This window comes from Haloflavibacter putidus (assembly GCF_006546625.1).
Classification (GTDB): domain Bacteria; phylum Bacteroidota; class Bacteroidia; order Flavobacteriales; family Flavobacteriaceae; genus Mesonia; species Mesonia putida.
In genome coordinates, this window is record NZ_VIAR01000013.1 from 68,605 (window position 1) to 86,097 (window position 17,493).

General features: G+C 36.1%; 17 protein-coding genes. 8 read left to right on the forward strand and 9 right to left on the reverse strand.

Going from position 1 to position 17,493, the window contains the following annotated elements; translation table 11 throughout:
- Positions 1 to 36: 36 nt before the first annotated feature.
- The 4 genes from argS to FKR84_RS11790 all read left to right on the forward strand — a co-directional run bounded on the left by argS (position 37) and on the right by FKR84_RS11790 (position 6,695).
- Complete coding sequence (gene argS, locus FKR84_RS11775; protein ID WP_141422514.1) at positions 37 to 1,812, forward strand: arginine--tRNA ligase; 1,776 nt, start codon at positions 37 to 39, stop codon at positions 1,810 to 1,812.
- A gap of 182 nt (positions 1,813 to 1,994) precedes the next feature.
- On the forward strand, positions 1,995 to 4,250 hold the full coding sequence (locus tag FKR84_RS11780) for a T9SS type A sorting domain-containing protein (RefSeq protein WP_141422515.1): 2,256 nt from the start codon (positions 1,995 to 1,997) through the stop codon (positions 4,248 to 4,250).
- 125 nt (positions 4,251 to 4,375) lie between these two features.
- The gene (ffh, locus tag FKR84_RS11785) at positions 4,376 to 5,704 is read left to right on the forward strand and encodes a signal recognition particle protein (RefSeq protein ID WP_141422516.1); all 1,329 of its coding nucleotides are present in this window, start codon (positions 4,376 to 4,378) and stop codon (positions 5,702 to 5,704) included.
- 97 nt (positions 5,705 to 5,801) lie between these two features.
- Complete coding sequence (locus FKR84_RS11790) at positions 5,802 to 6,695, forward strand: bifunctional 5,10-methylenetetrahydrofolate dehydrogenase/5,10-methenyltetrahydrofolate cyclohydrolase (protein ID WP_141422517.1); 894 nt, start codon at positions 5,802 to 5,804, stop codon at positions 6,693 to 6,695.
- A 78-nt stretch (positions 6,696 to 6,773) separates the two neighbouring features.
- On the opposite strand, the gene FKR84_RS11795 is transcribed toward FKR84_RS11790, so the two are convergent.
- The 8 genes from FKR84_RS11795 to FKR84_RS11830 all read right to left on the reverse strand — a co-directional run bounded on the left by FKR84_RS11795 (position 6,774) and on the right by FKR84_RS11830 (position 11,741).
- Positions 6,774 to 7,172 (reverse strand): YkvA family protein, encoded by a 399-nt coding sequence (locus FKR84_RS11795; RefSeq protein ID WP_141422518.1) that lies wholly within the window; start codon positions 7,170 to 7,172, stop codon positions 6,774 to 6,776.
- Positions 7,173 to 7,183: 11 nt separating this feature from the next.
- Positions 7,184 to 8,221 carry an AI-2E family transporter gene (locus FKR84_RS11800; RefSeq protein WP_141422519.1) on the reverse strand — a complete coding sequence of 346 codons (1,038 nt, stop codon included), beginning with the start codon at positions 8,219 to 8,221 and terminating at the stop codon, positions 7,184 to 7,186.
- 5 nt (positions 8,222 to 8,226) lie between these two features.
- The gene (locus FKR84_RS11805; RefSeq protein WP_141422520.1) at positions 8,227 to 8,652 is read right to left on the reverse strand and encodes a VOC family protein; all 426 of its coding nucleotides are present in this window, start codon (positions 8,650 to 8,652) and stop codon (positions 8,227 to 8,229) included.
- Between the two features lie 11 nt (positions 8,653 to 8,663).
- The gene (locus FKR84_RS11810; protein ID WP_141422521.1) at positions 8,664 to 9,440 is read right to left on the reverse strand and encodes a pseudouridine synthase; all 777 of its coding nucleotides are present in this window, start codon (positions 9,438 to 9,440) and stop codon (positions 8,664 to 8,666) included.
- Between the two features lies 1 nt (position 9,441).
- Complete coding sequence (locus tag FKR84_RS11815) at positions 9,442 to 10,278, reverse strand: alpha/beta hydrolase (RefSeq protein WP_141422522.1); 837 nt, start codon at positions 10,276 to 10,278, stop codon at positions 9,442 to 9,444.
- Positions 10,279 to 10,284: 6 nt separating this feature from the next.
- Positions 10,285 to 10,467, reverse strand: coding sequence for a hypothetical protein (locus FKR84_RS11820; protein ID WP_141422523.1), 183 nt, complete (start codon positions 10,465 to 10,467; stop codon positions 10,285 to 10,287).
- Positions 10,468 to 10,555: 88 nt separating this feature from the next.
- Positions 10,556 to 11,182 (reverse strand): inorganic diphosphatase, encoded by a 627-nt coding sequence (locus tag FKR84_RS11825; RefSeq protein WP_141422524.1) that lies wholly within the window; start codon positions 11,180 to 11,182, stop codon positions 10,556 to 10,558.
- 1 nt (position 11,183) lies between these two features.
- The gene (locus tag FKR84_RS11830) at positions 11,184 to 11,741 is read right to left on the reverse strand and encodes a hypothetical protein (RefSeq protein WP_141422525.1); all 558 of its coding nucleotides are present in this window, start codon (positions 11,739 to 11,741) and stop codon (positions 11,184 to 11,186) included.
- A gap of 144 nt (positions 11,742 to 11,885) precedes the next feature.
- On the opposite strand from FKR84_RS11830, the gene FKR84_RS11835 reads away from it, so the two are divergent.
- Positions 11,886 to 12,518, forward strand: coding sequence for a 7-carboxy-7-deazaguanine synthase QueE (locus FKR84_RS11835; protein ID WP_141422526.1), 633 nt, complete (start codon positions 11,886 to 11,888; stop codon positions 12,516 to 12,518).
- Here the strand turns inward: FKR84_RS11835 and FKR84_RS11840 are convergent.
- On the reverse strand, positions 12,515 to 13,105 hold the full coding sequence (locus FKR84_RS11840; protein WP_233357761.1) for a DUF2911 domain-containing protein: 591 nt from the start codon (positions 13,103 to 13,105) through the stop codon (positions 12,515 to 12,517). The two genes, FKR84_RS11835 and FKR84_RS11840, sit on opposite strands and share 4 nt — an antisense overlap.
- A 154-nt stretch (positions 13,106 to 13,259) precedes the next feature.
- Between FKR84_RS11840 and gyrB the strand changes: the two genes are divergently transcribed.
- The 3 genes from gyrB (at position 13,260) to mdh (ending at position 17,416) form a co-directional block, all read left to right on the forward strand.
- Positions 13,260 to 15,197, forward strand: coding sequence for a DNA topoisomerase (ATP-hydrolyzing) subunit B (gene gyrB / locus FKR84_RS11845; RefSeq protein WP_141422527.1), 1,938 nt, complete (start codon positions 13,260 to 13,262; stop codon positions 15,195 to 15,197).
- 184 nt (positions 15,198 to 15,381) lie between these two features.
- Positions 15,382 to 16,389, forward strand: coding sequence for a DUF6588 family protein (locus FKR84_RS11850; protein ID WP_141422528.1), 1,008 nt, complete (start codon positions 15,382 to 15,384; stop codon positions 16,387 to 16,389).
- Between the two features lie 100 nt (positions 16,390 to 16,489).
- Positions 16,490 to 17,416, forward strand: coding sequence for a malate dehydrogenase (gene mdh / locus FKR84_RS11855; RefSeq protein WP_141422529.1), 927 nt, complete (start codon positions 16,490 to 16,492; stop codon positions 17,414 to 17,416).
- Positions 17,417 to 17,493 lie beyond the last annotated feature (77 nt).

The following is a 17,493-nucleotide window of genomic DNA, read 5'->3' on the forward strand; positions in this document are numbered from 1 at the left end:
AAATTTTAAGTATCTTTGTGCCCAAATTTTTAAGCGATGAGTATTCAAGATAAACTTGCCGAAGAAGTAAAAAATGCAGTAAAAAAACTACACGAGGTTACTTTGCCCGACGTAGAATTGCAGGCCACAAGAAAAGAGTTTGAAGGAGATGTAACCGTGGTGGTTTTTCCTATGTTGCGCCAAGTAAAAACCAATCCGGTAAAATTGGGAGAAAGCATTGGCGATTATTTGCTGAAAAATGTAAAAGAAGTGGCAAAATACAACGTGGTAAAAGGCTTCTTGAATATTGTTTTAAGCGATGCTTATTTTCTACAAGATTTTAATGCCTTAAAAGATAAAACCAATTACGGCAGTGTTGCAAGTACCGAAAAATCAGATACCATAATGGTAGAATATTCTTCGCCCAACACCAACAAACCTTTGCATTTAGGACATATTCGTAACAATCTTTTGGGTTACTCTGTTGCCGAAATTTTAAAAGCTGCCGGCAATACCGTCTATAAAACCCAGATTATAAACGACCGTGGTATTCATATTTGTAAAAGTATGCTGGCCTGGAAAAAATTTGGCGAGCAGGAAACTCCCGAAACTTCTGGTTTAAAAGGCGATAAATTGGTTGGTAAATATTACGTAAAATTTGACCAAGAATATAAAACCCAAATAAAAGAATTAGAAAAACAAGGCGTACCCGAAGAAAAGGCAAAAAAAGAAGCGCCGCTTTTGTTGGAAGCTCAAAAAATGTTGCAAAAATGGGAAGCTGGCGATAAAGAAACCGTTGCCCTTTGGAAAAAAATGAACCAGTGGGTGTACGACGGTTTTAAAAAAACCTATGCAGAACTGGGAGTAGATTTTGATAAAAATTACTACGAAAGTGATACTTATTTATTGGGGAAAGAAGTAGTAAACGACGGACTAAAAAAAGGCGTTTTTTATAAAAAAGAAGATGGCAGCGTTTGGATAGATCTAACCGATGAAGGCTTGGACGAAAAAATTGTTTTACGTGCAGACGGCACCGCCGTTTATATGACGCAAGATATTGGTACGGCCATTCAGCGGGTAGAAGATTATGCTATAAATGGTATGGTTTATACGGTAGGAAACGAGCAGGATTATCATTTTAAAGTTTTGTTTTTAATTCTGAAAAAACTCGGTTTTGCCTGGGCAGAAAATCTGTATCACCTAAGCTACGGAATGGTAGATTTACCAAGCGGAAAAATGAAAAGTCGTGAAGGAACCGTAGTAGACGCTGACGATTTAATTGCAGATATGACGCAAACCGCCAAAGAAATTGCCGAAGATTTAGGAAAATTAGAGGCGTATAGCGCAGAAGAAAAACAAGAGTTATACAAGATAATTGGCTTGGGCGCGCTTAAATATTATATCCTAAAAGTAGATCCGCGAAAGCGCATTTTGTTTAACCCGGAAGAGTCGGTAGATTTTCAGGGCAACACCGGGCCGTTTATACAATATACCTATGCTAGGATTCAATCTATTTTAAGAAAAGTAGATTTTGAATATAGCAAAACTATAGAGAACTATGCTTTGCACGAAAAAGAACGAGAGTTGCTCAAGCAAATTCAGTTATATCCTGAAACCGTTCAGCAAGCCGCAGAACAACACAGTCCGGCATTAATAGCCAATTATGCCTACGATTTGGTAAAGAGTTTTAATTCGTTTTATCAAAACATAAGTATTTTGGGAGCAGATAAATTGGAAGAAAAAATCTTCAGAGTGCAACTGGCCAAAAAAGTAGGAGAAACTATAAAATCTGCTTTCGAACTATTGGGAATAGAAGTTCCGGAGCGGATGTAAGTTTAAGTAGTTTTTTAAAAAATAAATTGGTTTCTTGGTTGAAACTAAATAGTGTATTGATTGTAACTCCTCAAAAATTTTAGAATAAAGCTATCGTTTTCGTATAAAATTAGTATTTTTAGTTGTTTATTAACATTGGTTATGGTTTATGAAGATTAAAATAACTTTTAGACTAACTTTTTATGAAAAGAATTACTTTATTATTTTGTGTGTTTTTCTTTGCGCAATTTCTTTCGGCGCAAATTGTTAACATTCCAGATGCGAATTTAAAAGGCAAATTACTCAATTATTCGCCTCCAATTGATTTAAATGCAGATGGGGAAATTCAGGTTTCCGAAGCACAACTGGTTACAGAGTTGGATTTGCAATTCTCGGGTTCTTCTGCGCCACAAATTAGCAATACGACCGGGGTAGAGGCATTTGTAAATTTAACAGATTTAGATTTGAGAGGAAATCTAATTACCTCTATAGACCTAACAGCGCTAACTAGTTTAGAGGTTTTAAACCTTAATAATAATGACATTAGTGCGATTGACGTATCTCAAAACATTAATCTTACTGTTCTCAAAATTAGAAATAATAACCTCTCGTCATTAAATCTAAACCATCCAGATTTAGAAACATTAGATATTAGTGGTAATAATATAAGCGGCTTTGATCTTTCTAGTGAGACGAATTTGATTGAATTCAATGCTAGAATTAATAATATTTCAACAATCGATTTGTTACAAAATGCAGCTTTAGAAGATGTAGATCTTTCAAGTAACCCGCTAACAAGTCTGGATGTTGGTATTAATCAGAGTTTACAATTTTTGTATGTTCATTATACCAATATTCCAATTTTGGATGTTTCCAACAATCCTAACATAACTTATCTAAGCTTATTTGGTAATGACGTATTGACTAATGTAAATTTAAAAAACGGTAACTCTTCTAATATTGAGTTGCTCGAAGGTTTTTATCAAACCCCCAATGTTGTAAAGGTTTGTTTGGATGATGTTACAACTTTTAATGATTTTTATTACCAACAACTCCAAGACATAGGGGCAGTAGCTACCACCAATTGCACATTTGATCCTGCGCAGTCCAATACGATTACTGGAACGTTGCGTTACAATATGGGCAATGGTTGCGATGCAAGTACAGCTTTTGCTGTTCCGAATGTAATTGTAAAATCAGAAAACAACGGAAATAATTTTGGAACTATTACCGGCTACAATGGAAATTATTTATTAAAAGTAGATGAGGGAACTAACATTACTTCTGTGATAAGTACTTTTCCTTCTTATTTTTCTGTGAACCCCAATTCCCAAACAGAAAATTTTAGCGGTTATGGGAATGTTGCTGTCAATGATTTCTGTATTGAACATTCTGAGATTGTCGAAGATTTAAATGTTTCCATTTATAGTAGTGGCCCAATTAAACCTTATGCCGGAACAAAATATTTCAGGGTTACTGTAGAGAATATGGGTACCGAAATTGTAAATGGCACCTTGTCATTCGAATATGATAGCAATGCTTTTGAAGCGTTGTCAAGCAATCTGCCACCAACTTCCAGTACAGCGGGTATACTTACCTTTACATTGTATAATCTCAGACCTTTAAGTTCGCAAACTATTAAAATAGAGCTTGGGCGTATTGATGTTGTTGAAAATCCATTGACGGTAGGAGAAGTGCTGAACTTTACAGCCAATGTAACACCAGATGATAACGATATTACCCCGGCAAATAATATGTTTGTATTGCCTGTAACGGTAGTTAGCTCTTACGATCCAAATAATAAACAAGTTTTGGAAGGTGATGAAATTAATATTGATCAAATTGATAACTACTTGCATTATATTGTTAATTTTCAAAATACAGGAAATGCAAACGCCGATAGGGTAATGATTGCCGATGATTTAAGTGAAGAATTGGACTGGAATACTTTAAGAATGGTTTCGGCTAGTGATGATTATCGGGTGGAAATTACCAATAACAACCACATAGAATTCATTTTTGAAAATATCGATTTGCCTTTTGAATCGGCAGATGAAGAGGGAAGCCACGGATATATTGCATATAAAATCAAACCCAAAGGAGATATTGCCGTCGGCGATGTGATTCAAGGGGATGCCGCAATTTATTTTGATTATAATGAACCTATCATTACAAATAACGTTTACACGGAAATAGTTGAAAATTTATCTGTTAACCCAATAACATCTCCTGAAAACATCCAACTTTACCCTAATCCCACCACGGGAATTGTCAATATTTCCAATAAGAATGAAATAGAGCTTTTAAAAGTTGAAGTTTTTGATATAAGCGGAAAACGTCTCTTGGTAAATGAAAATAAGGAAAGGCTTAATTTCGAGAATTTCTCTGCGGGAATTTACTTTGTGAAAATTAAAGACAGTGAAGGAAATCAAGCTGTAAAAAAAGTGATTAAAAAATAATACCTGCCTATTATTTTAACAAAAAGTGAGCTTTCTTAAAAGAAGCTCACTTTTTTTATACTTTGCTTTTTATTGTTAAAGTTCAAATTGTTAACTTTGCAATCCTTAAAAACCTCGGAAAGATTATGTTTGATAGTTTAAGTGATAAGTTAGATAAGGCCTTACACGTTTTAAAAGGCCACGGGCAAATTACAGAAGTTAACGTTGCCGAAACTTTAAAAGAAGTTAGAAGAGCACTGGTAGATGCAGATGTTAACTATAAAATTGCCAAAGATTTTACCAATGTAGTAAAAGAAAAAGCTTTGGGGCAAGACGTTTTAAAATCGTTAAAACCCGGCGAGCTTATGGTAAAATTGGTAAAAGACGAACTTACCGACTTAATGGGCGGAGATGCAGCGGGAGTTAATCTTTCGGGAGATCCGAGCGTTATTTTAATGTCGGGTTTACAAGGTAGTGGTAAAACCACCTTTTCCGGTAAGCTTGCCAATTTCCTTAAAAATAAAAAAACAAAAAAACCTTTACTGGTAGCTTGTGATGTTTACCGTCCGGCGGCTATAGATCAGTTGCACGTAGTGGGCGACCAAATTGGGGTTGAGGTTTTCTCAGATAAAGAAACCAAAAATCCGGTAGATATTGCACAACGCGCTATTGCTCACGCCAAAGAAAACGGTCATAACGTGGTAATTATTGATACCGCGGGTAGATTGGCGGTAGATCAAGTAATGATGACCGAAATTTCTAATATTCACGAAGCAATAAAACCACAGGAAACGCTTTTTGTAGTAGACTCTATGACGGGGCAAGACGCGGTTAATACGGCAAAAGCCTTTAATGATATTTTAGATTTTGACGGGGTTATCTTAACAAAGCTCGATGGTGATACCCGAGGCGGAGCTGCTATCTCTATTAAATCTGTTGTAAATAAACCAATAAAATTTATTGGTACCGGAGAAAAGATGGAGGCGATAGATATTTTCTATCCTTCTCGTATGGCAGACAGGATTCTAGGGATGGGAGATGTTGTTTCTTTGGTAGAAAGAGCCCAAGAACAATACGACGAAGAAGAAGCGCGAAAAATTCAGAAGAAAATTGCAAAAAACCAGTTTGGTTTTGACGATTTCCTGAAGCAGATTCAGCAGGTTAAAAAAATGGGTAACATGAAAGACCTGATGGGAATGATACCCGGCGCCGGAAAAATGATGAAAGATATAGATATAGATGATGATGCTTTTAAGCACATAGAAGCTATAATCCACTCGATGACCCCGGCAGAACGTGCACAGCCTTCTTTAATTAATGCCAGCAGAAAACGACGTATTGGGAAAGGTTCGGGTACCTCGGTAACCCAAGTAAATCAGTTGCTAAAGCAGTTTGACCAAATGAGTAAAATGATGAAGATGATGCAAGGCGGCGGCGGTAAGAAAATGATGCAAATGATGAAAGGAATGAAATAAGTTGTTGTTGGTAAAACTTCAGCAAAAAAATAAAAAAAGCAACTACCAACTGAATACTGAGAACTGCCAATTGAATACTGACCACTAAACACTACATATGACCATTTTAGACGGAAAAAAAATCAGTAACGATATCAAAGACGAAATTGCTGCTGAGGTTAAAAAAATAAAACAACGTGGCGATAAAGTGCCACATCTTGCCGCTATAATTGTTGGTAACGATGGGGCGAGTAAAACTTACGTAAACAGTAAGGTAAAGTCGTGTAAGCAAGTTGGTTTTGAATCTACTTTGGTTCGTATGTCTGCTAATACTCGAGAAGTAGAATTGTTGGCTAAGATTGAAGAATTAAACCAAAATGATGACATAGACGGTTTTATCGTACAACTGCCATTGCCACCGCAAATAGATACACAAAGGGTTTTAATGGCTGTAGATCCAGATAAAGATGTAGACGGTTTTCATCCTACCAATTTCGGGAAAATGAGTTTGGATATGACGTCCTTTATTCCGGCCACGCCATTTGGTATTTTAGAATTGTTAGAGCGTTACGATATTCCAACAAAAGGTAAACATACCGTAGTAATTGGTAGAAGTTATATTGTTGGTAGACCAATGAGTATTTTAATGGGTAGAAGCGGTTTTCCCGGAAATTCTACAGTAACCTTAACGCACGAATATACCAAGAACATAACTCAAATTACGTCACAAGCAGATATTGTAATTATTGCTGTGGGTATTCCAGATTTTCTTAAAGGCGAAATGATAAAAGACGACGCTGTAATTATAGATGTAGGAATAACCCGCGTACCAGACGAAGATGCCAAAAAAGGTTATGTTATAAAGGGAGACGTAGATTTTGAAAATGTCAGCAAACGCGCCAGTTATATCACTCCGGTACCAGGTGGTGTTGGCCCAATGACGGTTAGTATGCTCTTGAAAAACACTTTATTAGCAAGAGAACGCCATTTGTTAAAAAGCCAAGCGCAATAAGCTAAAGTATTTTTTAAAACCTTTACGGAATACTTTTTACTGAAAATTTTGACAGAAAACAGAAGATAAAACTAATTTCTAATCTTCCTCTAATTTCCAATCTAAATAGCGGTGCAAATCTGTTTCTACAAAACGCAGCGCAATAGTAAAAACACCTAAATCATCTACATAGCCAATTCCCGGAATAAAATCTGGCACAATATCAAACGGATTAAGCACGTATAAAAGTGCCACTACAATAGAAGCAATAGTAAACCAAGGCACATTGTGGTAAATACCTTTTTTATAATCTTTAAGCATCTTAAGCATAAGTTTACCCAACTCTGAGTATTTTTCTAACATGCCGGCGCTGCTTATTTTTCTATCTATTTGCTTTTCGCTTTTTACCGTTTTATTCAAATCGTCTTGCGTGGTTTTACCAGCTTCCTCGCTTACAAAATTTGGGGTAATTACATCTTTAATTCTGTCTAAAATCATCGTCTGTTTTTTTAAAGTATTTGTTCGTGTGTGCTTGGCGTTTCTTTGCCGTATTCTTTTTTATAAATTTTCACCGTCAGTAAAAATAACGAAATTAATAATGGTCCAAAAATCAAACCTATAAATCCAAAAAGTGGTACACCAACAATAACGCCAATTAGCGTAATTAAAGGGTGAACGTTAGAAAGGCGTTTTAACACATATAGCCTAATTATATTATCTGTTGAACCTACAACTACTACGCCATAGATTAAAATAGCTACTGCTTGCCAAGTATGACCTTGTGCAAACAAAAGAATTGTTACCGGAGCAATACCAATCGCGGTTCCTATAAAAGGAATCATAGACCCAATAGTGGTTATTGCAAACCAAAAGAAAGGATCTGGTACCCCAAAAATAAGATAACCAATAAGCGCTACAATGCCTTGAAAAAAAGCAACTAACGGAATACCAATGGCATTTGCTTTTACCATAGACCGGCTTTCTTTTCCTATCAATAATAAATTGTTGCGGTTTAAAGGTACATAATCTTCCAAAGAACGGCGTAATTTTTTATGGTTGGTAAGCATATAGTACAACAAAAAATACATAATACTTATAGCTATAAAAGCATCAAAAGTGCCACCGGCCAAACTTTGTAAATTGGTAGATACCCAGTTGGTTACTTGCGAGGTGTCTATTTGGGTGCTTAAATTATAACCGTATATTTCTTCCCATTCATTAATTTGATTTTTAAAAACCTCAATTACCCTTTCAGAATTATTTACTGCTTTTCCTATTTTAGAACTAAGCAATAAAACCGTGCCCGATATTGGTAATAAAATTCCTACAAACGATACAAACATCAATGTGCCGGCAGCCAAATCTTGATGCCAACCACGATTTACTAATCGATGCATCCATTTTTTAAATAAAACATATAAAGTTACTGCCCCCAAAACCCCAGAAAAATAGGGTGTCATTTCGTTAAAAATAAGTATGCCCAAAAACAAAATGAGCAGCAAAACAAAAAATTGCCGTACCAGGGATGGATCTATTTTCTTTTCCATAAATTCTATTTGGCAAAGAGTTGCTCGGGGTTTTTAAAAGCTTTAAATTCTAAGGCATTTTGGCTGGGATCATAAAAAAACATAGTCACTTGTTCTCCTGCAAGGCCTTTAAAACGGATATATGGTGTTATCTCGAAAGTAATCTTTTTATTTTTTATTTCTTCATAAAAGCTAAAAAAATCTTCCCAATTTAAGACGACTCCAAAATGCGGAATAGGTACTTCTTTATCGTCAACCTTGCTTCTTGCTGCAACCTTTTTTGCGCTACTTTCTGTTTGGTGAATTACCAACTGGTGACCAAAAAAATTATAGTCTGTCCAATGCTCGCTACTTCTACCTTCTTCAAGGTTTAAAATTTCGCCGTAAAATTTACGGGATGCTTCTAAGTTACTTACCGGAATGGCTAAATGAAAAGGAGAAAGCGTCTGCATAATAGTATGTTTTATTGTTTTTTACGTGTGCGTTTTGGGGGCTTTGGTAAAGAAGCTTCTTCTGTTTTGCTAGAGCTGCCTACTATTTCTTGTAATTCTTTTAGTTCTTGTTCGCGCAAATGCCTGTATTCCCCAACAGGGATATCTAACGGGATATTCAACACCCGAATACGCTTTAAAGCAAGAACTTCATAGCCCAAATACTCGCACATACGTCTAATTTGACGGTTAAGACCTTGGGTAAGTACCATTTTAAACTCGTGGGCATTTATTTTTTCTACTTCACACTTTTTGGTAACCGTATCTAAAATTGGTATGCCGTTACGCATTCTTTCTAGGAAATCTTTGTCTACAGTGCGGTCTACTTTTACCACATATTCTTTTCCGTGGTTGTTTCTGGAGCGTAAGATTTTATTTACAATATCCCCATCGTTGGTAAGTAAAATAAGGCCTTCACTAGGTTTGTCTAACCTGCCAATAGGAAAAATGCGTTGCGGATAATTAATATAATCTATGATATTGTCTTTTTCTACGCGGGTATCTGTCGTGCATACAATACCAATGGGTTTATTAAACGCTAGGTAAACCGGTTTTTCTTCTTTGTCTGAAATTGGTTTGCCGTTTACCGCCACTTTATCTAAAGAGGTTACTTTTGTGCCCATTTCGGGTACTTTTCCGTTTACGGTAACTCGCCCTTCTTCAATTAATTTATCTGCTTTTCGGCGTGAGCAATACCCGGCTTGGCTTAGGTATTTATTTATTCTAACGGGTTTTTCTGTAGAGCTCATATTAGTTTAAAAATTCTATGATTTTTCTGTCAATTTTATCGTGGTATAGCGAGTGGCCTGCTCCTTCTGTTTTAAATAAGATTGCGTCTTGCCAGTTTTGGGCAATAGCTTCAGAAGCAGTTATAGGTGCTATTTTATCAAACTTATCATGAATAAGCAAACCTTTTTTATTTATTTCTTTACTGAATTTTGCTATAGAGAAATCAGTAAAATAATAACCTAAACGCTCATTAAATAAAGCTTCCAAAGATTGCATTACTTGTGGTTTTAAACGCAAAATTTGCTGATAATCTCCCATGATTTGCGTCAACTCAGACGGCGGACCTAAAACTACCAGCTTTTCTATTTCTTGGTTTGCGTTACAATATTGATTATAAATGGTGGTCATCCCGCCAATGCTGTGCCCAATTAAATAATGTGGTGCAAAATGATTTATCATAACCTGCAAACATTTGCTGTATAACGGAATATGTAAAATAGATCCCTGAGAATAGCCGTGGGCGGGTGCATCAAACGCAACTATATTATAGTTTTGTGCTTGCAATCTGTCAACCAAACTTTGCCAACGATTGGTATTGCTTTCCCAGCCGTGTATTAGTAAAATTGTTTTTCCGTTGCCAGGCCAAGAATAGGTTTGTAAATCTAAACCTTCTGCATTTACAATTTGGTCTTTTGCTTTCTCTAAAAAATCTTTTTGGCGCTCTTGCACCCTGCCTCGGCGTGGCGTACAAAAAATTTGATAAGCTTTATTTGCAGCCTTGCGTTTATTTAAAAGATGAAGCGAGTTGATTTGCGCGCCAACAATACGCGGTAAAAATTTCTGAAACTTTTTTTTCATTAGTTCTTAAGACTCATCGGTGTCTTTTTTACGTTTTACAATGCCTATTCCCGAAACAAAAAAGATAAAGCCTATAATAGCAAAAGGCCAAGCCCCCATAATATTTAAAGAACCAAAAATTCCAAAAATCCCTAATACAAGACCTACCATACCTACTATTGTAAGTATTATTCCTAAAACTTTAATCATAATAAATTAATTTTTTGGTTTTTAGGCTTTAAAGATACTTATTCAAAAAGAAAGGACTTTGCAGATTAACATTTTATAAACAGGCAGGTTAGTTTACCAAAGCTTGTTGTATAAGTTTTTCAGCCGTTTTACCGTCGGTCCAGCCTTTTATTTCCAGCTTGTCTGTTTTGTCGTAATTCTCAAACCAAGAATGAAGTATTTTACGTACGTGCGGGTATTTTAATGAAAGGTTTTCAAAACTGTCTAATTGCATTGTGCGTAAATTTTTATTTAACGGAACAGCAATAATTTTAAAGTCTTTTTCACCTTCATCCAACAAACGCATCATGGCTATAGGTTTTATTTCTATCAACGTGCCGCTGGCAAGACTTTCGGAAAGGACCAAAACGTCTAAAGCATCACCATCGCCATTATTTTTAGGATTAGAATAGGTGCCGGGAATAAAACCGTAATTGCCCGGGTAAGGCAAAAAATCTATCACTCGTGCTTGTTTGTTTATAGAATCTACTACAAAACGATTGGTATCTTTTTTATATTCTATTTTTTGATTGCTGCCGGCAGGAATTTCTATTACCGCTTGCAAGTTTTTCTTTGCGTTGTAAGCCGGCAAGGTTTTATAATCAATATTTTGCTTTTCAGAATTTTTACATCCAACCAAAAAAAACAAACTCAGCACTCCCAAAATCTTTAGCATAGTAATCTTGCGTTTACGCATATTATTTCCAACCTAACCAAAATTGTTTTATTTTGGCATCGTCCGGTATTTGGCTGGGTTCTATTTTTACATCGGTATTGTATTTTGCGCTACCCGAGATCACTTCTTTATCTATGGTTACGTAAGCGTTTATCTCATCTAGAAAAATTACGGCAGAACGTAACGTATTTTCAATACGTGCAATTTTATAATGTTTGCTAATATCTTTAAAAGTACTGTTTATAGTTAAGCCTTTATCGGTAGCAAAGCGCTCGTCTTTAATACGAACATTAGCAATAGTGCTGGTGCTGTCAAAATTTTGTACCGGATCTAAAAGCAATAATTCTTTTCCGTTTTTATCGTAGACCATAATGTCTGAGCCGCGACTAAAACCTTTGTCTTTATTAACAATAGAATCTTTGGCAAAGATAGAATCTAAAGCTTTAATGGGCGTTGTGCTGGTTAATAAGCCTACGCTGTTTTTATTTATCTGAAAAGGATCTTTCTTCTCTTCTTGTTGACAGCTATGCAATACAACTAAGATGGCCATAAACCCCGCGAAATATAATAATTTTTTCATGTTGAAATATTGAAAATAATTGGCGGTAAAAGTAAGCATAGTATTTTGCTCTTAGAAATTTTTTACTAAAATTTATGCGCTTTACGGATTAAAAATAAAGGCTTAAAGATGCTCTTCATGCTTATATGTTTATCTTTGCAGCCTATGAAAAAAGAAGAAATAGAAAAATTGGTAGATAAAGGTGAAATGCTTCCACTTATGGAAGAGTTTTACACCATACAAGGCGAAGGTTTTCATAAAGGAACTGCCGCATACTTTATACGAGTTGGCGGTTGCGATGTAGGTTGCCACTGGTGCGATGTAAAAGAAAGCTGGGATGCAGACAAACATCCGCCTACCAAAACTTCGCAGATTATAGAAAACGCTGCAAAACATTCTAAAACCATTGTAGTTACCGGTGGCGAGCCACTTACCTGGGATATGACCGCGCTTACAGAGGGTCTTAAAAAAGAAGGGTTAACCATTCATATAGAGACTTCCGGAGCGTATAAACTTACCGGTATTTGGGATTGGATTTGCCTTTCACCAAAAAAAATAAAACTACCCCAACCAGAAGTTTATGAAAAAGCAAACGAGTTAAAAGTTATTGTGTTTAATAAACACGACTTTAAATTTGCAGAAGAGCAAGCTGCCAAAGTAAACGATAATTGCATTTTATATTTACAACCGGAGTGGAGTATGCGCGACAAGATGATGCCACTTATTGTAGAATATGTGATGAAAAACCCCAAATGGAAAGTTTCTTTACAAACCCATAAATACCTTAATATACCTTAATTATAGTTTTTTTTGTTGCGAAGTTGTAATTCTACAAAAACATTTTCCCAGCCAATAAATAAATTAGCGCCGTTTTTATGTGGTTGAAACGCCATGGAGAAATCTTCAATTGGTGCGGCGGCTTCTTGTACAATAACTTTAATGCGCAAAACATCCAAAGCTGAAGAATAATCAAAAGTACCCCAAGCTTTTTCTTTTTCATTTAAAATAACGGTCCAATATTTCTTATTGGGTATGGTATAAAGTGTATAAGTTCCGGCTGGTATCAAATGTTTATTAACGCGCATAGCATTGTAAAGTCGTAGTTCGGTTGCTTCATTGGCGCCGGTACGCCATATTTCGCCGTAAGGCACCAAATCGTCAAAAATTTGTCGGCCTCTCATTTTTGGTCTGCTATAAATAATACGAGCCATAGGAGAATTGTCGGCGTTTCTAATTATGCTTACCGCCATAGGGCTTTTATCTACATCAGAAAAATCCTGCCCTTGCAGCGCAAAAAAACAAAAACCAAAAAAACTTAAAAAGAGTAATTTTAAATGTATCATCTGGGCGTAAAGTACAAAAATAAGCTCAAAATAAGAAATCATGTCTCTTAGGTTGCTAAAAATCGTCTTACGGTATTATTTTTTGTCTTTTATAAGCTGTTTGTTAATAACTTCGGGTGTTGCTGTCAATTCTTATTTCTTAAACATAGTTGGTTTTTCTATATTTGTTTCTTATGTATGTTAATCAATAAAATGTATGAGCGAAGAAGTTAAAAAAAGTTATTCGGCAGATAGTATTCAGGCCCTAGAAGGAATGGAGCACGTGAGAATGCGCCCTTCTATGTATATTGGAGATGTTGGTAATAGAGGTTTGCATCATTTGGTTTATGAGGTTGTCGATAACTCAATAGACGAAGCAATGGCAGGTCATTGTGATGCAATAGATGTAGTTATTAACGAAGACGGTTCAATTACCACAAAAGATAATGGTCGTGGTATTCCCGTGGATATTCACAAGAAAGAAGGCGTTTCTGCCCTGCAAGTGGTGATGACTAAAATTGGCGCCGGAGGTAAATTTGATAAAGATTCTTACAAAGTATCTGGTGGTTTGCACGGGGTGGGAGTGAGTTGTGTGAATGCACTTTCTGAGCATTTGCACGCCGTAGTACATAAACAAGGAAAAGTTTGGGAGCAAGAATACGAGCGCGGTAAGCCCTTGTACCCCGTAAAAAGTACTGGTGATACAGATTTTAATGGCACCGTAGTGACGTTTAAGCCAGACTCTACTATTTTTAAAGATAGTACACGTTATAATTATGATACGCTAGCTAGCCGTTTACGAGAACTAGCTTTTTTAAATAAAGGCATTCGTATTACGCTTATAGATAAACGCGAAAAAGAAGAAAATGGTGAGTTTAGAGCAGACGAGTTTTACTCAGAAGAAGGTCTTGCTGAATTTATTCGCTTTCTAGATGAAACCAGAGAGCCTATTATTAGTACCGTTATTTCTATGGAAGGAGAAAAAAATGACATTCCGGTAGAAGTGGCTATGATTTATAACGATTCGTATGGAGAGAACTTACATTCTTACGTAAACAACATTAATACGCACGAAGGCGGTACGCATTTATCCGGCTTTAGAAGAGGTTTAACCTCTACTTTAAAAAAATATGCAGATTCTTCAGGAATGTTAGATAAATTAAAGTTTGACATTGCTGGTGATGACTTTAGAGAAGGTTTAACTGCAATAGTTTCCGTAAAGGTTGCAGAACCGCAATTTGAAGGGCAAACAAAAACCAAATTGGGTAACCGCGAAGTTACTTCTGCAGTATCGCAGGCGGTTTCTGAAATGTTGGAAATCTATTTGGAAGAAAATCCTAATGATGCCAAAACCATTGTAGAGAAAGTTATCCTTGCCGCACAAGCGCGTCACGCTGCCAAAAAAGCACGAGAAATGGTGCAGCGAAAAACGGTTATGAGTGGTGGCGGTTTACCCGGAAAACTCTCTGATTGCTCAGAACAAGATCCCGAACAATGCGAAGTATTTTTAGTTGAGGGAGATTCTGCAGGCGGAACTGCCAAACAAGGTAGAGATAGAAACTTTCAAGCAATTTTACCCTTACGGGGGAAAATCTTGAACGTAGAAAAAGCTATGCAGCATAAGGTTTTTGAGAACGAAGAAATAAGAAATATCTATACAGCGCTTGGTGTTACTATTGGTACAGAAGAAGATAGTAAAGCGCTAAACCTTTCTAAATTGCGTTACCATAAAATTGTAATTATGTGTGATGCAGATGTAGATGGGAGTCACATTGCAACGCTTATTTTAACCTTCTTCTATCGCTATATGCGAGAACTTATAGAAGCTGGACACGTTTATATTGCTACCCCTCCTTTATATTTAATAAAGAAAGGAAGTAAAAAACGTTATGCGTGGAACGAAGAAGAACGCGATGCTATTACCAAAGAATATGCAGGTGGCATTAGCGTGCAACGTTACAAAGGACTTGGAGAGATGAATGCAGAGCAACTTTGGGACACCACTATGAATCCCGAATTTAGAACCCTGCGCCAAGTAACCATAGACAGTGGTAGCGAAGCAGATAGAATTTTCTCTATGCTAATGGGAGATGAGGTGCCACCACGTAGAGAGTTTATAGAAAAGAACGCAAAATATGCAAATATTGATGCGTAAATAAGATTAATATTCTAAAGTTAGAAAACCTGTGTTTTTTATTAAGCACAGGTTTTTTATTGCGCTTTTATTTATATTGTAACGATTTTATTAGCCTATTGTTCGGTAAATAGTAAGTTTTTTAACTACTTGTCGGGTTAGTTCGTATTTTTAAGAAAACTAACTTTAATTAAATTCAATTATTATGAAACGACCTTTACTAATTTTTATAAGTTTCGTTTTGGTCTGTTGTAATTTGCGCGGTCAAGACGATATTCAGAATATTTTAAAAGCAGGTTTAGACGACGCCACCACATTTAGTAAAAATTATATTGCTCCGGTTTCTGAGGGCATAATTTATAGTATGGCAAATGGTTGGTACAATTCCGGAGAAGCAAAAAAGTTATTGCATTTTGAGGTATCTATAGTTCCTAATGTTGCTTTTGTGCCGGAAGAAAAGCAGAACTTTAGGTTAAATACAGAAGACTATAATTATATTCAATTTCCGGATGGCGCTACCAGCAAATCAGTTGCTTCAGTTTTAGGTCACAACGAAATGGAGCAAACAGTAATCGTGCAATACCAAACCGAAAATGGAACAGAAACCACCAATTTTACACTGCCACAAGGTTTAGGTGATGAAAACCTAAACTTTTTACCTACAGCATATTTGCAAGCAAGTGTTGGCTTAGTTAAAGGTTTTGAAGTTAAAGCAAGGTTTTTACCAGAGTTGGAATATGACGGAGCTAAAACCAATTTATACGGAGCGGCTTTACAACATGAATTCACTTCTTGGTTAACTCCAGAAATTTTTCCAATCAAAATTTCTGCCTTAGTAGGCTATAATAAATTTGAAGCTTCTTATGCGTTAGAGCAAACACAAATACAAGCCAACAACCAAGCAATAGAAACCGAAATGTCTAGCTGGATTTTTACCGCAATAGCTTCTACCAACTGGCCCGTTATTAACTTTTATGGCGGACTGGGTTATATAAAAGGAGATGCTACCACTTCTTTAAAAGGAACTTATACTTTAGAGTCTGGACCCTTGCACGGGCAAACTTTGGTTAATCCCTATTCTGTAGATACAGCGGTAAATGGAGTAAATGCTACCTTAGGTACAAAATTAAAATTGGGCTTTTTTAGATTGCATGCAGCTTATAGTTTTCAAAAATATCAAAATGTTAACGTAGGTCTTAATTTTGGCTATTAATTTGTGAATAAACGCTTAGCTTTTCCGAAAAGAAAAATCAATTTTGTACTTTAGCAATCCAATTAGAATTCAGTATAAATTATCTATAAAAATTAAAATAATGAAAGTAACAGTAGTAGGAGCAGGCTCGGTAGGAGCAAGTTGTGCAGAATATATCGCAATTAAAAACTTTGCTTCAGAAGTGGTAATTGTAGACATTAAAGAAAACTTTGCGGAAGGTAAAGCGATGGATTTGATGCAAACCGCTTCGTTAAACGGATTTGACACCAAAATTACCGGTAGCACTAAAGATTATTCTAAAACTGCCAATAGTGATATTGCAGTAATAACTAGTGGTGTGCCGCGTAAACCTGGTATGACACGAGAAGAACTTATAGGTATAAATGCAGATATTGTAAAAGAAGTTTCTGCTAATATTATTAAGCACTCGCCAGACGTTACTATTATAGTAGTAAGTAATCCTATGGATACGATGACTTATTTGGTACACCAAACTACCGGTTTACCAAAAAATAAAATTATAGGTATGGGAGGCGCTTTAGACAGTGCAAGATTTAAATACCGTTTAGCAGAAGCCTTAGAAGCTCCTATTTCTGATGTTGACGGAATGGTAATTGGCGGCCATAGTGATAAAGGTATGGTGCCGTTAACCCGTATGGCTACTAGAAACTCTGTACTGGCATCAGAATTTTTGTCTGAAGAACGTTTACAACAAGTAGCGGAGGATACTAAAGTAGGCGGGGCAACCTTAACAAAAATGTTAGGAACCAGCGCTTGGTATGCGCCGGGAGCTGCTGTTTCTGGTTTGGTACAGGCAATTGCTTGCGACCAGAAAAAAATGTTTCCTTGTTCTGCCTTATTAAACGGCGAATATGATTTGGAAGGCTTGTGTATTGGTGTTCCTGTAATTTTAGGAAAAGATGGTATTGAGAAAATTGTAGAAATAGAATTAAACGATGCCGAAAAGAAAAAAATGCAAGAAAGCGCAGAAGCGGTTAAAAAAACCAACGGCCTTTTAGAGAATTAAAAAACAGTTGTATAGGGCGCTAAGCTTTAAGATAGACTGCCTAAAAAGCAGCAAAATTTGTTATTCTTTCTATACTT

Excerpts from the sequence above, each read along its gene's own strand:
- argS (WP_141422514.1), top strand. The coding sequence starts at position 37 with ATGAGTATTCAAGATAAACTTGCCGAAGAAGTAAAAAATGCAGTAAAA.
- FKR84_RS11780 (WP_141422515.1), top strand. The coding sequence starts at position 1,995 with ATGAAAAGAATTACTTTATTATTTTGTGTGTTTTTCTTTGCGCAATTT.
- ffh (WP_141422516.1), top strand. The coding sequence starts at position 4,376 with ATGTTTGATAGTTTAAGTGATAAGTTAGATAAGGCCTTACACGTTTTA.
- FKR84_RS11790 (WP_141422517.1), top strand. The coding sequence starts at position 5,802 with ATGACCATTTTAGACGGAAAAAAAATCAGTAACGATATCAAAGACGAA.
- FKR84_RS11795 (WP_141422518.1), bottom strand. The coding sequence starts at position 7,172 with ATGATTTTAGACAGAATTAAAGATGTAATTACCCCAAATTTTGTAAGC.
- FKR84_RS11800 (WP_141422519.1), bottom strand. The coding sequence starts at position 8,221 with ATGGAAAAGAAAATAGATCCATCCCTGGTACGGCAATTTTTTGTTTTG.
- FKR84_RS11805 (WP_141422520.1), bottom strand. The coding sequence starts at position 8,652 with ATGCAGACGCTTTCTCCTTTTCATTTAGCCATTCCGGTAAGTAACTTA.
- FKR84_RS11810 (WP_141422521.1), bottom strand. The coding sequence starts at position 9,440 with ATGAGCTCTACAGAAAAACCCGTTAGAATAAATAAATACCTAAGCCAA.
- FKR84_RS11815 (WP_141422522.1), bottom strand. The coding sequence starts at position 10,278 with ATGAAAAAAAAGTTTCAGAAATTTTTACCGCGTATTGTTGGCGCGCAA.
- FKR84_RS11820 (WP_141422523.1), bottom strand. The coding sequence starts at position 10,467 with ATGATTAAAGTTTTAGGAATAATACTTACAATAGTAGGTATGGTAGGT.
- FKR84_RS11825 (WP_141422524.1), bottom strand. The coding sequence starts at position 11,182 with ATGCGTAAACGCAAGATTACTATGCTAAAGATTTTGGGAGTGCTGAGT.
- FKR84_RS11830 (WP_141422525.1), bottom strand. The coding sequence starts at position 11,741 with ATGAAAAAATTATTATATTTCGCGGGGTTTATGGCCATCTTAGTTGTA.
- FKR84_RS11835 (WP_141422526.1), top strand. The coding sequence starts at position 11,886 with ATGAAAAAAGAAGAAATAGAAAAATTGGTAGATAAAGGTGAAATGCTT.
- FKR84_RS11840 (WP_233357761.1), bottom strand. The coding sequence starts at position 13,105 with ATGATTTCTTATTTTGAGCTTATTTTTGTACTTTACGCCCAGATGATA.
- gyrB (WP_141422527.1), top strand. The coding sequence starts at position 13,260 with ATGAGCGAAGAAGTTAAAAAAAGTTATTCGGCAGATAGTATTCAGGCC.
- FKR84_RS11850 (WP_141422528.1), top strand. The coding sequence starts at position 15,382 with ATGAAACGACCTTTACTAATTTTTATAAGTTTCGTTTTGGTCTGTTGT.
- mdh (WP_141422529.1), top strand. The coding sequence starts at position 16,490 with ATGAAAGTAACAGTAGTAGGAGCAGGCTCGGTAGGAGCAAGTTGTGCA.